Source organism: Morganella psychrotolerans (assembly GCF_965118875.1).
In the GTDB taxonomy this organism is placed as follows: Bacteria; Pseudomonadota; Gammaproteobacteria; order Enterobacterales; family Enterobacteriaceae; genus Morganella; species Morganella psychrotolerans_C.
This window is the reverse complement of sequence record NZ_CBCPJD010000019.1, coordinates 55,304-77,927: the sequence shown is the minus strand read 5'-3', so window position 1 is coordinate 77,927 and position 22,624 is coordinate 55,304. Positions and strand designations below refer to the sequence as shown.

Genomic DNA, 22,624 nt, shown 5'->3' with positions numbered 1-22,624 from the left:
CTTATTCCACAATCAGCCAGTCAATAATCGCCCCTGGTGTGGCGACACAATCCGGGTCAATATCACCGACAGCGACCATTTCATCCGGCTCCGCAATAGTGATATCTGCGGCCAGCGCCATCAGCGGGTTAAAATTGCGGGCGCTCAGTTCATAGGTGAGGTTGCCGAGGGCATCGGCTTTGTGAGCACAGATCAGCGCCAGATCAGCGCGCAACGGGAGCTCCAGAAGATAATCACGACCATCGAGGGTTATTTTTTGTTTGCCCTCTTCAACAATAGTGCCAACGCCGGTGGGCGTTAAAAATCCGCCCAGCCCGGCACCACCGCAGCGGATTTGCTCCGCCAGTGTGCCCTGAGGAACAAGCTGAACCTCCATTTCACCGGCAATCATGCGGCGTCCGGTTTCCGGGTTGGTTCCGATATGAGATGCAATGACTTTTTTCACCCGTCCGTTCACCACCAGCGGACCTAAGCCGGTATCAACAAACGCGGTATCATTCGCAATAATCGTTAAATCTTTTACGCCGGATTCTAATAATTCGGTAATTAAGCGCGGGGGTGTTCCTATACCCATAAAACCACCGACCATAATCGTCATTCCGTCACGAAAAAATTCACCGGCTTTCTTTGTTGTTATTTGTTTATTTTTCATTTTCCTTCCCTTTGAAATAAAATATTCTCAGAAAGGTAATAGCAAATGACATGCCAATAATAATATTGTTTTTATGTTATAAACAAATAAGTATAACGCATTGATATTAATTGTTAATTAAATTAAAAAACAAATTAATTAACAAACTATATAAATAGAGATATAAAATAAACGTGCAATAAAATGCACAGTGTGCAAAATCATTCATAGCAGAAAACAAAAAAACACGGGATATATTATTTATATCTCCGTGCTTTTTATAATTATATTATATATTATTCGATGCTGTATTCTTGTAATTTATACATTAATGCCCGTCGACTAATTCCTAATGCAGATGCGGTATGTGTCTTATTATTTTGATATTCGGCCAGCGCCGAAATAATCAGCTCTTTTTCATAAGCTTTGATATTTTCTTTTAAATTCAACCCCGGCTCCTGCATGACCGGCAGCAATGGTGTCACCTGACTTCTCACCTGTGACAACAGTTGTTCCGGCAGATCTTCCGGAAAAATCACAAAACCGGTACTCATAATAACGGCACGCTCAATTACATTGGAAATTTCCCGCACATTCCCCGGCCATGGATACCCCGTCAGCAGCGCCAGTGTTTCAGGCGCCAGTTCAATAATATCCCGGTTGTTCTCCTGACTGAATTTCTGTAAGAAATGGGAAGCCAGTAAACCGATATCCTCCGGACGCTCACGCAGGGGCGGTAAATTTAAATGGATAACATTCAGACGGTAGAAAAGATCCCGCCGGAAATGCCCTTCCCGCACGCGCTCATCCATATCCCGGTTTGTCGCGGCAACAATGCGGAGATCCACGCGGATAGTGTTACTGCCGCCGACCCGCTCAAATTCCTTTTCCTGCACCACCCGCAGCAATTTTACCTGCAAATCCGATGGCATCTCGCCGACTTCATCAAGTAACAATGTACCGCCGCTTGCCCGTTCAAACAGCCCCTGCCGCTGAACCTGAGCGCCGGTAAATGCCCCTTTTTCATGACCGAATAATTCACTTTCCAGCAATGAACCGGGCAATGCCCCACAGTTTACTTTAATAAAGGGTCCGCTTGCCCGTTCACTGTTGTAATGAATCGCCCGCGCCACCACTTCTTTGCCTGTCCCGCTTTCCCCTGTAATTAATACACTGGCCTGACTGCGGGACACTTTGGCGATATCGCGGCAAATTTCCATCATTTTCGGGTTGCGGGTCAGCATTCTTCCCCATTGATAGCTGGCACTCAGCTCACGGTGTAACAGATTAATTTCCTGTTTCATCTCCTGTAATTGCAGCGCACGGGAGATAAGTAATTTAAGCTCAGTTAAATCGAAGGGTTTTATCACATAATCAAATGCGCCCAGACGCAGCGCCTCTACGGCGGTTTCCACCGCAGCATAAGCCGTCATCAGGATCACAGGAATGCCTGAGTTAATGTTCCGCATTTGCTGGAGAGCCTCAATACCATCCAGTTTCGGCATACGGATGTCCATCAGCACCACATCAGGCTGTTCTTGTTTAAAACACGCCACGGCAGCTTCGCCGTCTCCGGCAGTCAGTATGTCGTGCCCGTCAATCCGGAAAGCCGTCTGTAACATCTGGCTCAGATTTTTTTCATCATCAACAATCAGAATACGGTAAGATTTAGTTGTTATCATTGTACTTACTCTGCGTTACCGGCAACATTAATGTGAACGTTGTGCCATGATGTTCCTGACTTTTCAGAAAGATATCCCCGCCATGGCCTGTAATAATCCGCTGACTGATAGCCAGTCCCAGCCCCGTTCCGGACGCTTTTGTGGTAAAAAACGGATCAAATATTTTTTTCTGTAATTCCGGTCTGATACCGCATCCGTTATCACGGATAACCACCATGACCCGGTTATCTTCACTGTAATGCGTCGAAATAAACATCTCACCCCGCGCAGGGATAGACTGGACAGCATTAATAATAATATTGAGTAATACCTGCCTGAGCAGCTCACTGTTTGCTTCAATCAGCGGCAGCGTTTCATCCGGTTCATAATGGAAAGAGACTCTCGCTTCGACACCTTTGGTTTTTACCAGAACCAGTGCTTCCTCAATCAGCCGGTTTATACTGACCGGACGGAATATTTCTGTCTGCGGGCGGGAGAAATCCAGCAACTGACGGATAATGCGGTCGATTGAATCCACTTCTTTCAGAACAATATCGATATAACTCAGCTTATCCGGATGATTTTCCAGTTCTTTGAGGATCTGCACGAACCCGCTGATCGCCGTAAGAGGATTGCGGACCTCATGCGCCACACCTGCCATCATCTCACCCAGCGTGGCGAGTTTTTCTGCCTGCTGCATCCGTCGCTGTACTTCTTTTTGCGCAGTGAGATCTTTAAATATCACCAGCGCGCCGATAAGCTCCCCGGCTGCATTGCGGATCTGGCTGGTGCTGACGTTAATCTGAATCATGCGATCTTTTGCCGGGTACTCAATTTCCAGACTGACATGCTCAATACCCTGGTTGAGGGTATCCAGCACAGGGCTGGAAAAATCCCGCCCGGAAAAGATATCGCCATAATATTTACCGTACATATCCCGTTGCAGATAGCCGGTAATCTCTTCCGCTGCCGGGTTTATCATTGTCACACAACCATTAATATCCACGGCAATCACCCCGTCAGCCGCACTCTCAATAATTAATTCATTCAGCGTTTTCATTTCCCGCAGCGCCTGCGCTAATGTATTCACACTGTCACTGATTTCACCCATTTCACCTTTCATCATGGGCAGATGAATATTGAGGTTACGGGAAAGGTCACTCAATCCGTTTTTAATTGCGTGAATATCCCGGCTGAAGTGGCGGGAAAACCCGATAATGATCAGCAGACTAAAGACAATTCCCAGCGAGATGACAGAGAGTACTTTGATATCCATCGCCAGCGCCTGGCGGTCTATATCATCGGTGAGTTCATTTGCCCACACATAGCCGATAACGTTCCCGCCGCGCTTTATCGGGATCATGGCGTTCATAATATTGCCGCGGACCTGGCTTCCCCAGCCAATTTCCGGCTCTCCGGTTGACAGCACCCTTCTTCCCGGGTGTTCATCGGTGATCGTGGTGCCGATTTTGTTGCCGTAAAGTGCACGCGGGGAGTAAGTCACAATACCGTCCAGCTCGCGGTGGTAATACCCGGTGCCGACACCCGGGAATGTCGCGGTAATCACTTCGGCTTCCGGATACAATTTTTCGCTGATTAATGCCAGCCGCCTCTCACGGGGCAGCGACGCGCCCAGTTCATACTCTTTATCCAGTGACTGCTCCAGCAACCGTGCCACAGAATAAAGTTTGTTGCGCTTTTCCTGCAACAGCGCAGCGCGCCCCTCCGTTTCAACAAAATAGCCGATAATTAATGTCGGGACAGTCACCAATATAATGGCCATCAGGATTAATTTGTCCCGCAGGCTGAACGGACAGTATTTATGCAACACGGCAGTCCCATTTAGAAAGAATATCGACGATTTATCATAATCAAGTGGTTAAAAAATATCTTTGCGAGCGGTCATACTTCCGTAATATCAATAAAAACAATAAGATATTAGAAATATCAATACATTGAACACATTATGATAATCCGCTGATAAAATACAAAATGAGGTGATTAAATCAAAAAAACCGGTCGGCGGGGGAGACGAAAAAAAAGGGAGAAGAGAAAGAACAGTGGCAGGAGATACACATCCCGCCACCGGATAACACAAGGGAATTACTTCACAAACTCACTGGCTTCGCGGGTAAGTCTGCCGATTTCCGCCCAGTTTTTTGCTTTGATCAGTGAGGCGGGTACCATCCAGGAGCCGCCGCATGCCACTATTTGCGGGATAGCCAGATAGTCGCGGATGTTATTCAGCCCGATACCGCCGGTAGGCATTACCTGCAACTGATGATACGGCGCCAGCATGGCTTTGATCATCGGGATACCACCTGACGGCTCCGCCGGGAAGAATTTCACAAAATTAATACCCAGTTCCAGTGCCTGTTCAACGGCGCTCGGGTTATTAATGCCCGGAACAATCAGGATATCCATCTGCTGACATGCCTGCACAGTATTCGGGTTCAGTCCCGGAGAGACAACAAACTGCGCTCCCGCGGCTTTCGCCTGGCGTACCTGCTCGCGGTTGATCACTGTCCCTGCGCCCACCAGCATATCCGGGCGTGCTTCGCGCAGCAGTTTAATCGCTTCCGCCGCGCACTCTGTACGGAAGGTAATTTCTGCCACCGGCAAACCATTATCCGCCAGTGCATGACCCAGCGGAATAATATCTTCAGCCTGTTCAACCGCAATAACCGGTACAATTTTCAGCTGACGGAAACGGGCTATCATTGCCTGTAATTCGGACATCATATTCTCCTGCTTCTCCCGTTAAAGAGAGTGCGTAAATAAAGTATCAGTAACCGGGCGGGTTGCGGGTTGCGGGATAATCGCCCCTTTGTGCTGAATGACCACGCCGGCAAGCCGGTGTCCCATTCGTGCCGCCGTTTCAATATCAGCCCCGGTCAGCCAGCCAGCCAGAAAACCGGCGTTGAATGCGTCACCGGCAGAGGTGGTATCCACTACCTGCTCAACCGGTGTGGTGGCAATATTCACCACCGGCGTATCAGTGCGCAGGTCACGGTAATCACAACCCTGCGCCCCGGCTTTTATAATCGCCTGTTTTACACCCGCCGCAGCGAGCCGCTCAAATGTGGCATTACGGGAACCGTCTCCCCAGAGACGCGCTTCGTCATCATCTGTCACCAGCGCCATATCTGTCAGGGCATACATTGCCTGATAACAGGCGCGGGTTTCGTTTTCATCCGCCCACAGCGCCGGGCGGTAGTTACTGTCAAACAGAATCGTTTTACCCTGCTGTGACAGTGCTTTCAAATCATCCAGCAGTCTCAGCCGGTCTTCCGGCGGTAAAATCGCCAGGCTGATGCCGCTGAGATACACCGCATCCATCCGTGCCAGTTGTACAAGCAACGCGGGATACTGCGGATGGCGGACAAGATAGCGCGCCGCTGAATCATTGCGCCAATACAGGAATGTCCGCTCGCCCTGTTCATCGAGCTGGATAAGATACAGTCCCGGTTGATGGTCAGGATCAATAAGCACGAATTTCGTATTGATCCCTTCCGCCTGCCAGCGGTTAATCATTCCTTTACTGAGCGGATCGGTTCCCATCGCTGAGACAAAATTTACCTCAACCTTATCACCGGCGGCGCGAGCCAGATATAACGCACTGTTAAGCGCATCACCACCGTAACGCTGAACCATCGCCCCGAACGGCACGCCGTTCAGTTCGATCATGCATTCACCAATCAGACCTATCCGTTTGACTGTCATTATTCACCTTTTGCAGCTGAAAAATAACCCTGTGCATTATTAAAGCAGATATCGCGCACCATCTGTCCCAGCATATCTTCATCTGCCGGAATTTCGCCGTTAACCGCAAGATTACCCAGCATATTACACAGAATACGGCGGAAGTATTCATGACGAGTATAGGACAGGAAGCTGCGGGAATCTGTCAGCATACCGACAAACTGACTTAACAACCCGAGTTGCGATAATTGCTCTAACTGGCGCTGCATGCCATCTTTCTGGTCATTAAACCACCAGCCGGAGCCGAACTGAATTTTGCCGGCGATACCGCCGCCCTGGAAGTTGCCGATCATGGTCGCCAGCACTTCATTGTCACGCGGATTCAGACAATAAAGAATAGTGCGCGGCAGTTCATCAGTTTTATCCATCTCATCAAGCAGACGCGAGAGCGGATACGCCACCGGCGCGTCGCCGATGGAATCAAAACCACAATCTGCGCCAAGCAGATTAAACATGCGCGTATTATTATTACGCAGCGCACCAATATGTAACTGCATGACCCAGTTGCGTTTTGCATACTGCTTGCCGAGCCAGACCAGCACCGCTGTTGCAAACTGCGCCGTTGCGGTTTCATCCGGTATTTCCCCGCAGAGGCGTTTTTGCAAAATGCTGTCGAGCACAGATTCATCGGGTACCGGCGCGTAGCGCAGAATTTCGATACCGTGATCGGATGCCACACAGCCGTGCTGCTCAAAGTGATCGAGACGGCGCTCAAGTGCGGTCAGTAAATCGCTGAACCGGGAGATATCCACATCCGCGCTCTGTCCCAGCTTCACCATATAATCCGTAAAGCCGTCCAGCTCAATTTTAAACGCGCGATCAGGACGCCAGCTCGGGCGCACTTCAATAGTAAAGCTCTTATCCTGTGCAATCTGATGGTGATAAGTAAGCGGGTCTGCCGGGTCATCGGTTGTGCCCACCATTTTCACATTCATCTGCTGCATAATGCCGCGCGCGGAAAATTCAGGCTGCGCCAGTTTTTCATTGGCTTCGTTCCAGACCGCTTCCGCCGTTTGCGGACCAAACAGCTTGCCGGTGATCCCGAACGGGCGGCGTAATTCCAGATGTGTCCAGTGATAGAGCGGATTACCCAATGTCATCGGTACGGTTTTTGCCCATGCCTGATATTTTTCATAATCACTGCTGTCGCGTCCGGTGATCAACCGCTCAGGTATTCCGGCGGAGCGCATACCACGCCATTTGTAGTGATCACCTTCCAGCCAGATTTGCCCGAGGTTATCAAACCGGCGGTTTTCCGCGATTTCACGCGGGTTCAGATGACAGTGATAATCATAGATTGGCATGTCTGCCGCATAGCCATGATACAAACGGCGGGCAATCTCACTGTGTAATAAAAAATCGTCGCAAAGGAATGGTTTCATCGTGATCTCCGGGATTACAGTGTGGCAACCGCCTGACGGGCGCCGACATCCAGTAACTGCTGATAGGCACGTTTTACAGCATCAACAAACGCCTGCTGCTTCGGCAATTTCTCACCAAAAACAGACTCAATTGCCAGCAGTTCATCCACGACCGCAACAGAAAGTCCGTGTTTTTCATAAATCGCGGCAAAGGTTTCTGCCAGCGGGTCGCGCACATCAATCGGATTACCCTGCTCATCAGTGCCGCTGACATAACGCATCCAGCCCGCCACACCCAGCGCCAGACGGCGGTAATCACTGCCATCTGCAATATGCCACGCGACCGGGTCCAGCAAACGCTGTGGTAATTTCTGACTGCCGTCCATCGCAATCTGCCATGTCTGGTGTTTCAGTGACGGATTGGTAAACCGGTCGATGAGATTATCCGCATACGCAACGAGATCCGTCTCTTCCGGCATAATCAGGGTCGGCGCTTGTTCATCAAGCATCAACGCTCGTGCGGCTTTGCGGTAATCCGGGTTGGTCATGGTATCGGAAATATGTGCATATCCGCCTAAATAACCGAGGTACGCAAGGAATGAGTGGCTGCCGTTAAGCATACGCAGCTTCATTAATTCAAACGGCACCACATCCTGTACAAACTGCGCACCCGCACAATCCCATTCAGGGCGGCTGTTAACAAAATTATCTTCAATTACCCACTGGCGGAACGGCTCACAGGCGATAGCACAGTTATCTTCTGTGCCCAGCAGTTGTGCGATTTCAGCCAGTGTTTCCGGCGTGGCAGCCGGGACAATGCGGTCAACCATAGTGCAAGGGAATGTGACATTATCCTCAATGCGCGCAGCCAGCGCCGCATCCTGTAACCGCGCCAGTCCGAGCACGGCTTCCCGGGCAACATGACCATTTTCACGGACATTATCACAGGAGAGCACCGTAAACGGTGGCAGCCCGCGGGCAAAGCGGCGCTTAAGTGCCGCAGTGATATACCCGATTGCTGATTTCGGGGTATCCGGTGTGGCCAGATCTTGTTTAATCAGTGCATTATCAGGATCGAGTTTGCCGGTTGCGGGGTCAGTACAATAGCCTTTTTCTGTCACCGTCAGTGAAACAATACTGACATCCGGTGACGCCATTTTCTCAATGACGGCATCAATACCATCAATCAGCGGGTGCATGGCCTCTTTCATTGACCCGATGATTTTCAATTCAGTTTTTTCCGCGCCTTTTTCTGCCACGGTGTACAACATGGACTGTGACTGTAAGCCTTCAATCAATGCAGCATCCTGCGCAGACATCAGATTGACTTCGCAATATCCCCAGTCGCTGTCTGTTTTTTCTAATACATGATGCGTGTACAGCGCCTGGTGTGCGCGGTGAAATGCGCCGCAGCCGAGATGAACAATGCGGGTGGTAAGACGATCAGTCGTCCAGTCCGGACGCTTGGCGGTGATAACCGCAGTGACAAGATTTTTTTCCATTACAGGCTCCCGGAGAGCAGGCCGCAGAGATATTCCCGCAGCCTGCCGGAACAAAAGACAGGGTAAAGTTATTTTGTATAGAATGCGCGGTGAATGCCCATCTCCAGACCACGAATTTCCGCCAGCCCTTTAAGGCGGCCGATTGCCGAATATCCCGGATTGGTTTTCTTTTTCAGGTCATCCAGCATCTGATGACCATGATCAGGACGCATCGGGATAAGTGCTTCCCCGCCATTTTCGCGGCGGCGGTTCTCTTCAGCAGCAACAGCGCTTATCACACTATACATATCCACATCACCATACAGGTGCGCGGCTTCGTGGAACGTGTTCGGGTTATCTTCACGCAGTGTGGAACGCAGGTGCAGGAAGTAAATCCGCGGACCAAACGTCTCTATCATATTCACCAGGTCGTTGTCAGCACGTACGCCGTAAGAGCCGGTACACATGGTATAACCATTGGCGTCACTATTAACGGTATCCGCCATCCACTGCATATCTTCAATAGTGGAAACAATGCGCGGTAATCCCAGGATAGGGCGCGGAGGATCATCCGGATGTACTGCCATCTTCAGACCGGATGCTTCGGCAACCGGGATAATTTTCTTCAGGAAATACGCGAAATTTTCACGTAATTTCGCTTTATCGATACCAGTATAGCGCCCCAGGTGTTGGCGAAATTGTTCAAGTGTATAGCCCTCTTCCGCACCCGGAAGACCGGCAATAATATTGTTGATTAGTTTTTGTTTTTCATCGTCCCGCATAGTGTCAAAGCGGGTTTTCGCCTGAGCCAGCTCTGCGGCAGTATAGTCCTGCTCAGCCCCTTCGCGCTGTAAGAGGTAAATTTCAAATACCGCGAATTCAATCTGATCAAAGCGCAGGGCTTTGGAGCCGTCCGGCAGCTCATATTCCAGATCTGTCCGTGTCCAGTCGAGGACAGGCATAAAGTTATAACAGACAGTGTAAATACCACAGGCCGCGAGGTTGCGCAGAGATTGCTGATAATTTGCGATCCATTTTTCATAGTCGCCGGTTTGTGTTTTGATATCTTCATGGATAGGCACGCTTTCCACAACCGTCCATTCCAGATGGTTCGCTTCAATCAGCGCTTTGCGTGTCTTAATCTCTTCAACAGTCCAGATGTCACCATTCGGGATATGGTGCAGCGCGGTCACAATACCGGTCGCGCCCGCCTGACGGATATCAGATAAAGTAACCGGATCTGCCGGTCCGTACCAACGCCAAGTTTGTTTCATACTAAACCTCGTTTATGCTCCGCAGATATGACCGGATGGCCTTATTCAGCAGGTATCCGGGACGGTATAGTGGCATACAACACCATAACCCGCCATTGTGGTCAACCAATTTGGTTAACCAGATCACAATAAGGCAATCAATTTGGACAACCAATATAAAACCAAGAGGTTGATCACATAATAATGCCTATCTTTTATGCAGAATCGCGTTGACTCACTAAGACAATAAATAAGTAGTGAAGGAACACTCACCAAATTGGTTAACCAATTTCCTCTCTGTTTCAGACCGGTCTGACCACACACAGAAACAGGATTAACGGGAAAAAAGCATAAAATTAAAAAGGCTGACTATGAAAATAATTAAACACTACAGATGGCGTATGATTCTGCTGGTCTGCTTCATTACCATCATTAACTACCTCGACCGTACCGCATTAGGTGTTGCTGCACCGACGATCATGAATGAGCTGGGTATTACCAAAGAACAATATTCCTGGGTAGTCAGTGCATTCCAGCTGGCGTATACCATTGGTCAGCCAATTATGGGCTTTTTCATTGATACCATTGGTCTGAAACTGGGCTTCTTTATTTGTGCCATCATCTGGGGTCTCGCCACAATGGCTCACGCCCTGACCGGCTCCTGGCAGGGACTGGCTTTCATGCGCGGTATTATGGGCTTCAGTGAAGCATCAGCAATACCTGCCGGTGTGAAAACGGCATCAACCTGGTTCCCGGCAAAAGAGCGGGGTATCGCGACCGGCGTATTCAACATGGGAACCTCTTTTGGTGCTATGCTGGCTCCCCCGCTGATCGCCTGGTGTATTATGTTCCACAGCTGGCAGTTTGCTTTCGTCGTTGCCGGTGCAATGGCGATCATCGCTGCATTTGTCTGGTTTTTCTTCTATAAAGATCCGAAAGATGCCAAAGGATTGTCTGATGAAGAACGTGCCTATATCGAGAACGGTCAGGAAAAACACCTTCAGTCCGCGAAGAAAGAAAAAACATCCATCAAAAATATCCTGAAACAGCGTAACTTCTGGGGTATCGGTATATCCCGTTTCCTTGCCGATCCCGCATGGGGAACAATTAATTTCTGGGTACCGATTTTCTTTGTTGAAACCCTGCATTTCAGTTTAAAAGAGATTGCGATGTTTGTCTGGCTGCCGTTCCTGATGGCTGACCTGGGTTGTCTTGCCAGCGGATTTGTTGCGAAATTCTTAAATGATCGCGGTATCTCCCTGATTAACTCACGCCGCATTACCTTTACTATTGGCGCCATAATGATGACCACTATCGGTCTGGTCAGTATTGTAGATAACCCGTATATCGCAGTGCTGTTGATCAGTATCGGTGGTTTCTCTCACCAGTTGTTATCTACTGTTGCCGCAACGCTGGGTGCAGATCTGTTCAAACGCAACGAAGTCGCAACCGTCGTTGGTATGGCAGGCGCCTGCGCATGGACAGGTCAGTTAATCTTTAACTTATTCATCGGGGCATTCGTCGGCATCATTGGTTTCGGTCCGTTCTTTATCGCACTGGCTGTTTTCGACCTGATAGGCGCGGCGGCATTGTGGATACTGATTAAAGAGAAAGAGGAACCGGAAGAACCGGAGCAGGATAGCGGAGCCACATTAGCACCAACCCATTAATCAGCAGTATTCAATATATACAAAGGTACGCAGATATTTGTTGCGTACCTCTTTTTTTGCCATGTATTCTGAATTCAGCCGCTTTTTTAGCAAATACGCGTGCAAAATCATTTTTGGTCGACCAATCTCTGATAAACTATCAGAGTAATATTTTCATTTTTTACGGCCATGATAATGACACAGTTGACTGAACCAAAACGCCCTTATCAGGAAGTCGGACTGGCGTTACGCCAGATGATAACCAATATGGGTTACGCCATCGGTGACAGACTTCCGCCTGAACGTGAAATCGCTGAAATGCTTGATGTTTCCAGAGCGGTTGTACGCGAAGCATTAATTATGCTGGAACTGGAGAGCCTGATTGAGGTTCGTAAGGGTTCCGGTATCTATATTGTTGCTCTCCCCCATCAGAGGGAGAATGTGGCAACGGAGCCTTGCGCGCTGAATGCCGCAGGTCCTTTTGAGCTTCTCCAGGCACGCCAGTTGCTGGAAAGCAATATTGCTGAATTCGCCGCCACCCAGGCAACCCCGCTGGATATTGCTAATATGCGCAGTGCGCTGCAACGGGAGCGTGATGAGCTGAAAACCGGTGAAGATGAAACCGGTGACCGCGAGTTTCACCTGGCGATTGCCGAGGCAACACATAACAGTATGCTGGTTGAACTGCTCAAGCAATCCTGGGCATGGCGGGAAAATAACCCGATGTGGTTAAAACTCCATACCAGAATCGCGGATAAAGAGTACCGCAAAGAGTGGATGACCGATCACCAGGTGATCCTTGCCGCCATGATTAAAAAAGACCCTGCTGCCGCCAAAGAAGCCATGTGGCAACATCTGGAAAATGTTAAACAGCGCCTGCTGGAACTTTCCGATGTCGACGACCCTAATTTTGATGGCTATTTGTTCAATTCATACCCGGTCGATCTGGTCCGCAATTAATCCGGATTGATAATCAGTCTCTGAACTACGTAGAAAACCGGACATATTTTGTCCGGTTTTTTATTTTAACGGCCAAAAATAACGACGAAAAAATAAAAAAATACCCTTATTATTCATAATGTGATTAGTGTCTCATTTATAAAACCAGCATAATCACCTGATAGATAAGCATTATTTCTTCACAGAGAAATTTATTCTCTGCCCTCCCCGGCTGCATAATCTTTTTAGAAAATTTTTTCTGGTTACCTGTGCCAATATCCGTCCATTACAATAACAATTAACTGACGATACCCAACATTATTCAGGATGCAGGTTGAATGAATAAGGGTATGTTTATCGCATATTTCACAGGACACCTAAAAATGAGTAAAAAAATTGCCACAGTGCTTATCCACGGCGGACAGCAGCAGGATAACGTTAACCATGCTATTTTTCCGGCGATTACCACAGCAAGCACCTTTGTTCAGACCAGCCTGAGTGAACACGGCGAATATGCCTATTCACGCGTCAGTAACCCGACCCGCCACGCATATGAAACTTTGCTGGCGGATGTAGAAGAAGGCACTTATGCGACCGCCACCGCATCTGGTGTTGCCGCCGCCGCACTGGTCCTGAATATGTTCCCGCAGGGCTCGCACATTATTGCAATGAAAGGCGTTTATGGCGGAACCTTCCGCTTATTTGAACGGGTCGCCAAAGAGAATTGCGGGCACGAGTTTGATTATGTTGATCTCAATGATTTAAGCGCTGTACGCAGTAAAATCAAAGACAATACCCGCATGATCTGGATAGAAAGCCCGACCAATCCGTTACTGGAACTGGTGGATATTCAGGCTATCTGCGCACTTGCCAAAGAACACAATATTGTTACCTGTATCGATAATACCTTTGCGACGCCATGGAACCAGAAACCCCTGACCATGGGCGCGGATCTGATTATGGTGTCATCCAGTAAATATATCGGCGGACACTCAGATCTTATCGGCGGCGCGGTAATCACCAACCGTGATGACCTGGCAGAAAAACTGAATTTCCTGAAAACCACAACCGGCGCTGTCGCGTCTCCGTTTGATGCCTATCTTGCGCTGCGCGGGCTGAAAACCCTGGCACTGCGAATGGCGGCACAGTGCAGTAATGCGCAGGCCGTCGCAGAATATCTCTGCGGTCATGAAAAAATTGAAAAAATCTTCTATCCGGGTCTGAAAACACACCCTCACTATGCACTGTGCCAAAAACAGATGCGTACCGGCGGTGCGGTCGTCACCATACAGCTTAAAGGCGGCCTGGCAGAGACAGAAGAGTTTGTCCGCAAGCTGCGTTACTTCGTTCTGGCTGAATCTCTGGGCGGCGTGGAAAGCATGGTAAACCACTCGGCGACCATGTCCCACGGTTCAATGACCCGCGAAGAGCGCGAAGAAATTGGTGTTTTTGACAGCACACTGCGTCTGTCTGTCGGTATTGAAGATATCGGCGATTTACTGGCTGACTTAGAGCAGGCATTAGCCTGAGTCTCCGCGTTTCATTACAATAATAAATAACAGCAGAGAAAGCGTATGCAGGACTATGGAATCTGGACGATCATCACCCCGGTCGTCACTATAATTTTAGCCATTTGTACCCGCCAGGTGATTTTATCACTGCTGATCGGGATACTTGTCGGGTTTACCGTCATTCATGACCACAACATTTTACTTGGGATCCGCGGCACACTTGAAGGCATAATTGATGTCTTTAAGTCATCAGGTAACGCCAAAACCATCATCTTTATGCTGATGATTGGCGGGATTATGCGCCTGGTTGTTGTCACCGGCGGCGTGCGGGCACTTGTGCGACTGCTCACCAATAAAACACAGATAATCAAAGGCAGAAAAGGTGTACAACTGCTGGCGATGATTATTACCTCACTGATTTTTATTGAAAGCTCAATCAATCAGCTGGTTTCCGGCGCATCCACCAAAGCGCTGGCGAAAAAATACGGCGTTCCGCCTGAGAAGATGTCATACATCATCCAGACTGCCTGTGTCTCTGTTTGTTCTTCAGCCATGATAAACGGCTGGGGTGCGGCAATGATGGGGGTTATCGGTGTTCAGATCTCACAAGGGCTGATTACCGGCGAACCATTTGATATTCTTGCACATTCTATGGTGTACAACATCATGGCGTGGTTCTCTCTTGCCAGCATCCTGTTCTACATTTTCAGTAATGTGTCCTGGGGACCGATGCGTAAAGCAGAAATGCGCGCACAAGCTATCAACTATTCTGCGGACGCCATTACCGGCAATACCACAGATGAAGCGCAAGAGCCGGAAGAAGACGATAAAGATATTATCAATCATCCGAACTGCCATACCTCACTGAACTTCTTTATCCCTATTCTCTCCACCATTCTGATGGTGCCGGTAGCGCTGTATATCACAGGTGACGGAGACTTCAGTAAAGGCAGTGGCTCCACATCTGTTTACTGGGGTGTCATGTTCGGGACAGCGGTTTCCTTTATCTGGTTCCTTGTCCGCCGCGTGATGAATGTGGATACCTTCTTTAAAGAGCTGTATATCGGCTACGCGGGCATGATTAAAATCAGCTCCGTGATGATCCTCGCCTTCCTGATGGGACACGTTTCCTCTGACCTGAACACCGGGGCCTATATTGCCCATGTGACGTCCGGGGTGATAGCACCAGGCTTCTCGGTCGGCTTTATCTTCCTTATCAGCGCCGTGATGTCGCTGGCAACCGGAACCTCGTGGGGTACATTCGCGATTATGATCCCGATCGGTGTGCAACTGGGTATTTCTGTCGGGATGCCGCCGGAATATATGATTGGTGCCGCTATTGCCGGGTCTATCTTCGGTGATATGACATCGCCTATCTCCAGTGATGCGATTGTCGCCTCAATGGCAACAGACTGTGACCATATCGAGCATATCCGTACCCAGATGCCGTACGCCGTATTAACAGCAAGTTTTGCACTGGCCGTCTATCTCTGGTTAGGATTTACTTACTGAGACTGACCGGAAACATTCAAGGAAACGCTATGTCATCTTCTGTACTCCAGGCCGGGGAAACCCGGCTGCATCAAACACTGGCACTGTTCAGTAAGATTGATTTACTCGGCGGCGTAATGCCTCTGAATAAACTGAACCACCTCTCCCGTCTGCTGGGACGGGATATTTACATCAAGCGCGATGATTTAACGCCTCTCGCCGCCGGTGGTAATAAACTGCGCAAGCTGGAATTTCTGATGGCAGATGCTCTGGGAAAAGGGGCAAAAATCATTGTGACCGCCGGCGCTATCCAGTCGAATCACGTCCGCCAGACAGCGGCTATTGCAGCAATGTACGGGCTGAAATGTATCGCGCTGCTGGAAAACCCGATCGGCAGTCAGGAAACAAATTTTCTGAACAACGGCAATAAACTGCTGAGTGATTTATTTGGCACGCAATGTGTTATGTGTGATGCACTGACCGATCCCAATGCACAGATGCAGACTCTGGTTGATGATATGAAACTGAAAGATGCCTGTATCATTCCGGTTGGCGGCTCGAATCTGTTAGGGTCGCTCGGATATGTACAGTGCGCTCTGGAAATTGCACAGCAACAACCTGAAGGTGTTGAATTCGGTGCCGTCGTTGTTGCATCCGGCAGTGCAGGAACGCATGCCGGACTTTCAATCGGTTTGCAGCTCGTCATGCCGCAAACCCCGGTGATCGGTGTCACTGTGTCGCGCACTTACGCCGACCAGGCACCGAAAGTCATCAAACTGCAAAATGAACTGGCACCGCTGTTTGGTATTGAGACACCGGCACCGGTCATCCTCTGGGATGATTACTTTGCACCGGAATACGGTATGCCAAACGCGGGCGGGCTGGAAGCGATTGAACTGCTGGCACGCAGCGAAGGCATTCTTCTTGATCCTGTTTATACCGGCAAAGCAATGGCAGGATTGATTGACCAGGTGCGCCGTAACCCGCAGGATACGTCACCGCTGCTGTTTATTCATACGGGTGGGGCAACAGGCTTATTTGCTTATCAGGAAGTAAGTGCCGCAATAAAATAATTACCGGCTGACACAGCAGTGAGATTAAGCAGATACGGGTAGCATATTATTTATCCGTATCTGTCACTTCCTTTTTTTAGTCAGAACTTACCAATCCGTTTCATTTATCACAAATATGTCTTATTTCCATTCTTAACAAATAAGTAACAATACAATAAAGATTAAACTGTATTTATAAAAATACGTTGATACAACCCACATAATAGCAGTTTGCTATATGTAAGAAAACAATACGCTTATTATTCGTTTCCCTTTCATTTAGATTTGTCTAACCCAATGATAAAACATAAAGTTATTTTAAATTGCCGTTATTTTGCACGAACATAATTCAGGTGATATAAAATCATATCGAATAAAAATCAATAATAATCAACAAGTAATAGTAAATCCCCACTCTGAAACATAACGAAACATCAAATAACACGCCGATACACCAGACTGTTCCGAAAACAGATGATTGAGGTATACTTATATTGTGAGTGACTTGGTCATCACTTAATTTATCACGAAAATAAACATATATAATAATGTCAACGTAGCATCACTTTATATCTGACTCATGCCGGAAAGCACCATCTCGCGATAAGTCAGGCTGATCAACAGAACTCAGATGAACGGATATACAGACAATATTTATTGTCGGATAAATAAACGCATTTCTTACTAAATGTAACAATTTATAGCCATTTCAATCGTTATTTTCAATCAGATTAATATCTGATGATAAATGGTGCATGTTAGTTTTATTGAGCCATCCTGAATACCATCGATATTAATTTAAACAAGGTTTTTAAATGAAAAATATTTTAATAAGCAAGACCGTATTATCTGTTTTATTGGCAGGTTCAGTAATGAGTGCATCCGCTATTGAGCAAGACGGAACTATTTCATTCAAAGGGTATATTTATAATGCCACTTGCTCAATAGATATTAATAATTCGAATTCGCCAAACGCAGATGTTGATATGGGACGTTATCCAACCAGTGCTTTCACCAAGCACGGAGATGAAGTTGGTGGAGAAGGTAAAAACGGTTCACTGGATATTTCACTAACTGATTGCCCGGAGAAAGGCAAAGTAAAATTACAGCTTAAAGGCAAACCAAAAGGTAACTCTGATTCTCTTTTAGAACTGGATAACCCACAGTCACCTAAAACTGCAAAAAATATCGGTATTGTTCTTTATGATCGTGAAGACATGAGTACTGATATTATCATCAACGGTTCTGTCACTAAAGAATATGACGTATCTTCTGGTGCCGAGTGGCATGCAAGCTATGTTGCAAAATATTATAGTACTGCTGATAATGTTGAAGCTGGTCAGGCTGATGCAACATTAAATTATACTCTTTCCTATAATTAATATCAGTGCGCAGATTATTTAATCTGCGCATTACTTTTATAGTATCATTTAATCAGGTGACATTATGTTTACTAAAAATATCACTATCTCTGTTTTAACATGCATTTTATTCACTGTAAAAAGCTATGCCGGATTCGGTCTGGAAACAACCCGACTGGTTTATCATGAAAAAAATAACAGTGAAGGTGTAGTTGCCTTTAATACCGACAAAAACAGAAACTATCTGCTGCAATCCTGGGTTGAAGATAAAACAGGAAAAGTCAGCCCTGACTTTGTTTCTACCCCCCCGTTATTAAAGCTGCGGGCAGAACAAAAGAATACATTGCAGGTAACAAAAGTTGTCAATTTGCCGTCAGACAGCGAATCGCTTTATTGGCTGAATGTTAAGTTTGTTGCACCAAGTAGTGAAGGTAAAGAGAATGTTTTACGTTATTCCATGACAAACAGAATAAAAATAATTTACCGTCCTGCATCATTAGATAATAAAGATATTGAAACCTATATTGATAAATTAACCTGGCGCGTATCCGGAAATACTCTCATAGTCAAAAACCCGACGCCCTATTATGTTAACATTTCAAAATTAGCCATTAATAATCAGGAAATAAAAATACCTGATAGTTATCTGATACCAAAATCTGAAGAAACACTGAAGTTACCCGGTACAATCAATGCACCCGCACATGTCAGGCTGACATATATAAATGACTATGGTAAAGCGATTGAGAAAAACGTCTCTGTTAAATAAATCATGATGACTACTATGAAAAATACGTATAATAAAAACCACTTCATATCATTGTCTGTGATGTCATTCCTGATTGCAGGAACATCCTGTTCAGTTATTGCCGGTGACTATTACCCACCTGGTTTATTCAGTATTGCCGGTGCTGAATCTCAGTTAACTAATGAAGAACTTAATGTATTTAAAGAAAATGATGTAGCACCAGGAAAATATAACGTTAACTTATTTATTAATAATAATAAGATATCCAATCAGGATATTGATTTTATTCTGATGAAAAACAGTACCGGAAATGAAAAGCTGGCGCCCTGTTTTTCAAAAGCAGACTGGGATAATTTTGGTATTGAGTTTCCTGTATTGCCTGATGAAATTAAAAATACAGACAACTGCCTTAATATTAATAATATTGAATTTGTACAAGGCTATTTAGATCTCAATACTAAAGTTTATTCCCTGACTGTCCCTCAATCCTATATTAATAAAGACAAACTATCACAGATTGAGGAAAAAAACTGGGATAATGGTATCCCTGTATTATTTGTTGATTACTTATTTTCTGCTTTCAATCGTCAGCATAATGGCAACTCTGATGATAACTATTACGGTAACATCCGGACCCGCGTAAATATGGGAGCATGGCGCTACAAGAATTACTCAACCTGGATGAATGACACCAATGGAAAGAAGAAATGGAACAATATCAGCAATACCCTTTCACGAAATATTAATAAAATAAAAAGTGAATTTACTATCGGGGATTTATACTCCTCATCACAGTTGTTTGACTCCGTTAAATACCGGGGGGTTCGTCTGACAACAGACAGAACAATGGAACCAACAAATAAAACAAATTATGTTCCTACTATTTCCGGCTTAGCTAACTCAGAAGCTACTGTCACTATTGTTCAAAATGGTGAAACAATCCTCAGACAAAGTGTGCCCGCCGGACCATTTAATCTGACCAACTACTTCCCGATGAGCAATGGCGGGAATCTCTACGTTAATGTTACAGAAACAGACGGTAGTGAAAAGAATTTCATCGTGCCTTTCTCGTCAATCTCAACCCTGGAAAGGAAAGGGAGTATACGCTACAGCCTGTCCAGCGGAAAATATGACAGCCGCAATGATGGGGACGGGAAATACATCAATCAGGCAGAGGTTTTTTATGGTTTTACCGATTTTATTACACTTTACGGTGGTGCATTTGTTGCCCCGCGTTACCAATCCGGCGGGATAGGAGCGGCATTTAATTTAGGTGTTTTTGGTGCTATAACGACCGATATATTACATGCAAAAACAACCATGACGGATGATAAAAAATTCAGTGGTAATGCATTCCGTGTTAACTACTCAAAACGTCTCGAGGCAACGAATACCAGCCTATCATTGGTTGGCTACCGGCATTTTGATACTAACTTCTATCGTTTTGATGATGCAATGGCATATCAGGATACTAACAACAGCCATAATAAACTAAAGAATGAATATACGCTATCACTGAACCAACCAATATTATCCGGAAATTCATCGTTAAATATTTCCTCCGTTATCTATGAATATACAAACGGGAAAAAACAAAAATCGTACAATGCCGGATTTAACAGCTCATTTAATAAAATAAACTATGGTATTTATTATAACTATTATCAGGGTGGGAAGTCTCACGATAATAATAAAAATACCTATAACATCAGTATGAACCTCAGCGTTCCGTTAAGTGTTAATGATTATCCTATCTGGGCAAATTACAGCGCATCTGTCGATAATGATCGACAGTCATTACAAACGGCTGGGATAAGTGGTAATTATGGTGATAAACAGCAAGGCAGCTGGGATATTTATCAAAGTCATGGCAATAAGGGTGTCGATTACTCAGGCGGATTAAGCAGTTCATATCGTTCACAATATTCAACTGTTCATGCCGGTTATTCATACAGTAAAGATAATAAAAACCTCAGTTATGGCATGAACGGTTCACTGGTTGCCACACAGTATGGTGTTCTGGCAACACCTGCATTGCAGGAAACTAATGCACTGGTACTGACAAAAGATGCCGCAGGTATCGGTGTGGTTAATGGTCATTCACTGAAAACAAATAACTCAGGTCTGGCAATTGTCTCCGGTATGACGCCTTACAGGAAAAATAATATTACGATAGATACGCAGACACTACCGGGTAATGTTGAGATTGAAAACAATATTATTAATAACATTGTCCCGACAAAAGGCGCATTAGTTCTTGCAGACTTTGATGCAAAGAAGGGATATAAATTATTAATAAAACTCACATCGAAAGACAATACTGAAATACCACTGGGCGCAAAAGCCAGCATGGAAGGATCACCTGACTATCTTGTATCTAATTTCAGCTCACTTTATTTTGTTGCCAATAAAGAAAAAGGCGATATTTTTGTTGAATGGAAATATAACGGCGTCACACAGCACTGCCGGGTGAATTACAATATTAACAATACTATTCCGACAAATGGTCTTTATATTATGACCTCGGATTGTCAGCAGAAGGTATTATGAGCCACTATCATATAATGAAAAAAACCAAACATCTGGCACTGACCTTACTGGTTACACTGGCCGGGCTGGGTACTATGAATAATGCCTATGCTCTACAGGATTGCCTTCCAAAAGGTAACCAGAAACACTCAACCATGACCTCACTAATATCACTCAAGCTGACCGGGAGCATAAAACAGCATCAGGAAGTCGGCCGGTTTACTTTTGTCCGGGAAGGTGGGATAGGAGGCGTTGCTGAATGTGGATCGGATGCCGGTGTTCATGGCTATACCAGCTACAGTGAAGGAAGCGGTATTGCAGCTGAACCTTATGGCGATATTGATGGTCGTCCTGCCTACCATATTTATCGGGGCGGGGCTCGTAACTTTGTTTATGTTTTACTCGACAGCAAAACAGGTATCCCTTTTCAGAATAACCCGGGTGCTGATGTTCCTGTACCGCAGGGCCCCCTGCTCCCGCTTAATTTAACCGTTATTATTTATGCGGCAAAAGATAATCCGGATACCCTCGATCTTTCAGGTGGTGCATATATCGGAACCGTTTTAATTCAGGCCTTTAATCCCGGAGGAGGCACGACATCTGTCGGGTATAGTTACCGGCTGAAAGGTAAGATTGAAAACGCACCTGTCTCATGTGACCTGGAAAATTCAAATTTAGAATTTACATTACCACGGGCACCAACCAGTGCATTCTCTTCTGTTGGTTTTCCTGACGGAACATATACTGCAGAAGATGAATTATTCATTTCATGTAACGATAATGTTTCGGCGAAAATGAAATTAATTGCGACTAATACTGAAAGTCATAATGGTAAAGACTCTGTTATTAAAATTAATAATGAAGGTCAGGGTAATAATGCAGCCGGAATTGGCTTTACCATAAAATCACCGATGAACAATGACGAGATGCTGGTTAATCAGGAATTTATTAAAATTGCTGATCTTCAGGAAGGAAGAACCAGGGTTCCTCTGATCGCTGAATATTATCGCTATGGCGATTCAATAAAAGCAGGGAAAGCAGAAGCAACGGCACAGTTCGTTTTGCAATTCGACTAATCACTGCACACTGAATAATCTCTCATTATCAATTAGGTCAGATCTATATCCAACGTCATTCAAGATGCAGGCAGGCGGCAAGGGAGAACAGACGGGCAGCATACATTAGTATGTGACCA

Annotated in this window: 17 protein-coding genes; 9 read left to right on the top strand and 8 right to left on the bottom strand. The window is 46.2% G+C overall.

All coding sequences use genetic code 11. The features are described 5' to 3' along the window. Position 1: 1 nt before the first annotated feature. From atoD to uxuA, 8 genes are all read right to left on the bottom strand, one after another. On the bottom strand, positions 2 to 652 hold the full coding sequence (atoD, locus tag ACMHKJ_RS16665; RefSeq protein WP_413495662.1) for an acetate CoA-transferase subunit alpha: 651 nt from the start codon (positions 650 to 652) through the stop codon (positions 2 to 4). Positions 653 to 927: 275 nt separating this feature from the next. Beyond that, a complete protein-coding gene (atoC, locus tag ACMHKJ_RS16660; RefSeq protein ID WP_413495660.1) occupies positions 928 to 2,313 on the bottom strand; it encodes an acetoacetate metabolism transcriptional regulator AtoC in 1,386 nt (461 codons plus the stop codon). Continuing rightward, a complete protein-coding gene (gene atoS, locus ACMHKJ_RS16655; RefSeq protein WP_413495683.1) occupies positions 2,300 to 4,120 on the bottom strand; it encodes a two-component system sensor histidine kinase AtoS in 1,821 nt (606 codons plus the stop codon). The genes atoC and atoS overlap by 14 nt, the downstream gene beginning before the upstream one ends. 275 nt (positions 4,121 to 4,395) lie before the next feature. After that, positions 4,396 to 5,031, bottom strand: a complete 636-nt coding sequence (locus tag ACMHKJ_RS16650) for a bifunctional 4-hydroxy-2-oxoglutarate aldolase/2-dehydro-3-deoxy-phosphogluconate aldolase (protein WP_413495681.1) — start codon at positions 5,029 to 5,031, stop codon at positions 4,396 to 4,398. A 21-nt stretch (positions 5,032 to 5,052) separates the two neighbouring features. After that, entirely contained in the window at positions 5,053 to 6,015 is a 963-nt protein-coding gene (locus ACMHKJ_RS16645) for a sugar kinase (protein WP_413495658.1), read from the bottom strand. Next, positions 6,015 to 7,436: a glucuronate isomerase gene (gene uxaC, locus ACMHKJ_RS16640; RefSeq protein ID WP_413495656.1), complete on the bottom strand. Its 1,422-nt coding sequence runs from the start codon at positions 7,434 to 7,436 to the stop codon at positions 6,015 to 6,017. The genes ACMHKJ_RS16645 and uxaC overlap by 1 nt, the downstream gene beginning before the upstream one ends. Positions 7,437 to 7,450: 14 nt before the next feature. Continuing rightward, positions 7,451 to 8,917 (bottom strand): fructuronate reductase, encoded by a 1,467-nt coding sequence (locus tag ACMHKJ_RS16635; protein ID WP_413495654.1) that lies wholly within the window; start codon positions 8,915 to 8,917, stop codon positions 7,451 to 7,453. A 68-nt stretch (positions 8,918 to 8,985) separates the two neighbouring features. Next, the gene (gene uxuA, locus ACMHKJ_RS16630; protein WP_413495653.1) at positions 8,986 to 10,170 is read right to left on the bottom strand and encodes a mannonate dehydratase; all 1,185 of its coding nucleotides are present in this window, start codon (positions 10,168 to 10,170) and stop codon (positions 8,986 to 8,988) included. A gap of 350 nt (positions 10,171 to 10,520) precedes the next feature. Here uxuA and ACMHKJ_RS16625 point away from each other — a divergent pair, with 350 nt between their 5' ends. The 9 genes from ACMHKJ_RS16625 to ACMHKJ_RS16585 all read left to right on the top strand — a co-directional run bounded on the left by ACMHKJ_RS16625 (position 10,521) and on the right by ACMHKJ_RS16585 (position 22,505). Beyond that, positions 10,521 to 11,819, top strand: a complete 1,299-nt coding sequence (locus ACMHKJ_RS16625; RefSeq protein ID WP_413495652.1) for an MFS transporter — start codon at positions 10,521 to 10,523, stop codon at positions 11,817 to 11,819. Between the two features lie 174 nt (positions 11,820 to 11,993). Further along, entirely contained in the window at positions 11,994 to 12,758 is a 765-nt protein-coding gene (locus ACMHKJ_RS16620; RefSeq protein ID WP_413495650.1) for an FCD domain-containing protein, read from the top strand. A gap of 362 nt (positions 12,759 to 13,120) precedes the next feature. Beyond that, positions 13,121 to 14,266 carry a trans-sulfuration enzyme family protein gene (locus ACMHKJ_RS16615; RefSeq protein ID WP_150385021.1) on the top strand — a complete coding sequence of 382 codons (1,146 nt, stop codon included), beginning with the start codon at positions 13,121 to 13,123 and terminating at the stop codon, positions 14,264 to 14,266. Positions 14,267 to 14,311: 45 nt separating this feature from the next. Further along, positions 14,312 to 15,760, top strand: a complete 1,449-nt coding sequence (locus tag ACMHKJ_RS16610; protein WP_413495647.1) for a Na+/H+ antiporter NhaC family protein — start codon at positions 14,312 to 14,314, stop codon at positions 15,758 to 15,760. Positions 15,761 to 15,789: 29 nt separating this feature from the next. Further along, positions 15,790 to 16,812 carry a D-cysteine desulfhydrase gene (locus ACMHKJ_RS16605; RefSeq protein WP_413495645.1) on the top strand — a complete coding sequence of 341 codons (1,023 nt, stop codon included), beginning with the start codon at positions 15,790 to 15,792 and terminating at the stop codon, positions 16,810 to 16,812. Between the two features lie 794 nt (positions 16,813 to 17,606). Next, positions 17,607 to 18,173, top strand: a complete 567-nt coding sequence (locus ACMHKJ_RS16600) for a fimbrial protein (protein WP_413495643.1) — start codon at positions 17,607 to 17,609, stop codon at positions 18,171 to 18,173. A 64-nt stretch (positions 18,174 to 18,237) separates the two neighbouring features. Further along, entirely contained in the window at positions 18,238 to 18,921 is a 684-nt protein-coding gene (locus tag ACMHKJ_RS16595) for a fimbrial biogenesis chaperone (protein ID WP_413495641.1), read from the top strand. A 15-nt stretch (positions 18,922 to 18,936) separates the two neighbouring features. Beyond that, complete coding sequence (locus tag ACMHKJ_RS16590) at positions 18,937 to 21,450, top strand: fimbria/pilus outer membrane usher protein (protein ID WP_413495639.1); 2,514 nt, start codon at positions 18,937 to 18,939, stop codon at positions 21,448 to 21,450. Further along, the gene (locus ACMHKJ_RS16585; protein WP_413495636.1) at positions 21,447 to 22,505 is read left to right on the top strand and encodes a fimbrial protein; all 1,059 of its coding nucleotides are present in this window, start codon (positions 21,447 to 21,449) and stop codon (positions 22,503 to 22,505) included. Before ACMHKJ_RS16590 ends, ACMHKJ_RS16585 begins: the two co-directional genes overlap by 4 nt. Positions 22,506 to 22,624 lie beyond the last annotated feature (119 nt).

What these genes read in the sequence shown, in the direction of transcription:
- atoD (WP_413495662.1), bottom strand. Translation starts at nt 652, where the DNA reads ATGAAAAATAAACAAATAACAACAAAGAAAGCCGGTGAATTTTTTCGT.
- atoC (WP_413495660.1), bottom strand. Translation starts at nt 2,313, where the DNA reads ATGATAACAACTAAATCTTACCGTATTCTGATTGTTGATGATGAAAAA.
- ACMHKJ_RS16650 (WP_413495681.1), bottom strand. Translation starts at nt 5,031, where the DNA reads ATGTCCGAATTACAGGCAATGATAGCCCGTTTCCGTCAGCTGAAAATT.
- ACMHKJ_RS16645 (WP_413495658.1), bottom strand. Translation starts at nt 6,015, where the DNA reads ATGACAGTCAAACGGATAGGTCTGATTGGTGAATGCATGATCGAACTG.
- uxaC (WP_413495656.1), bottom strand. Translation starts at nt 7,436, where the DNA reads ATGAAACCATTCCTTTGCGACGATTTTTTATTACACAGTGAGATTGCC.
- ACMHKJ_RS16635 (WP_413495654.1), bottom strand. Translation starts at nt 8,917, where the DNA reads ATGGAAAAAAATCTTGTCACTGCGGTTATCACCGCCAAGCGTCCGGAC.
- uxuA (WP_413495653.1), bottom strand. Translation starts at nt 10,170, where the DNA reads ATGAAACAAACTTGGCGTTGGTACGGACCGGCAGATCCGGTTACTTTA.
- ACMHKJ_RS16625 (WP_413495652.1), top strand. Translation starts at nt 10,521, where the DNA reads ATGAAAATAATTAAACACTACAGATGGCGTATGATTCTGCTGGTCTGC.
- ACMHKJ_RS16620 (WP_413495650.1), top strand. Translation starts at nt 11,994, where the DNA reads ATGACACAGTTGACTGAACCAAAACGCCCTTATCAGGAAGTCGGACTG.
- ACMHKJ_RS16615 (WP_150385021.1), top strand. Translation starts at nt 13,121, where the DNA reads ATGAGTAAAAAAATTGCCACAGTGCTTATCCACGGCGGACAGCAGCAG.
- ACMHKJ_RS16610 (WP_413495647.1), top strand. Translation starts at nt 14,312, where the DNA reads ATGCAGGACTATGGAATCTGGACGATCATCACCCCGGTCGTCACTATA.
- ACMHKJ_RS16605 (WP_413495645.1), top strand. Translation starts at nt 15,790, where the DNA reads ATGTCATCTTCTGTACTCCAGGCCGGGGAAACCCGGCTGCATCAAACA.
- ACMHKJ_RS16600 (WP_413495643.1), top strand. Translation starts at nt 17,607, where the DNA reads ATGAAAAATATTTTAATAAGCAAGACCGTATTATCTGTTTTATTGGCA.
- ACMHKJ_RS16595 (WP_413495641.1), top strand. Translation starts at nt 18,238, where the DNA reads ATGTTTACTAAAAATATCACTATCTCTGTTTTAACATGCATTTTATTC.
- ACMHKJ_RS16590 (WP_413495639.1), top strand. Translation starts at nt 18,937, where the DNA reads ATGAAAAATACGTATAATAAAAACCACTTCATATCATTGTCTGTGATG.
- ACMHKJ_RS16585 (WP_413495636.1), top strand. Translation starts at nt 21,447, where the DNA reads ATGAGCCACTATCATATAATGAAAAAAACCAAACATCTGGCACTGACC.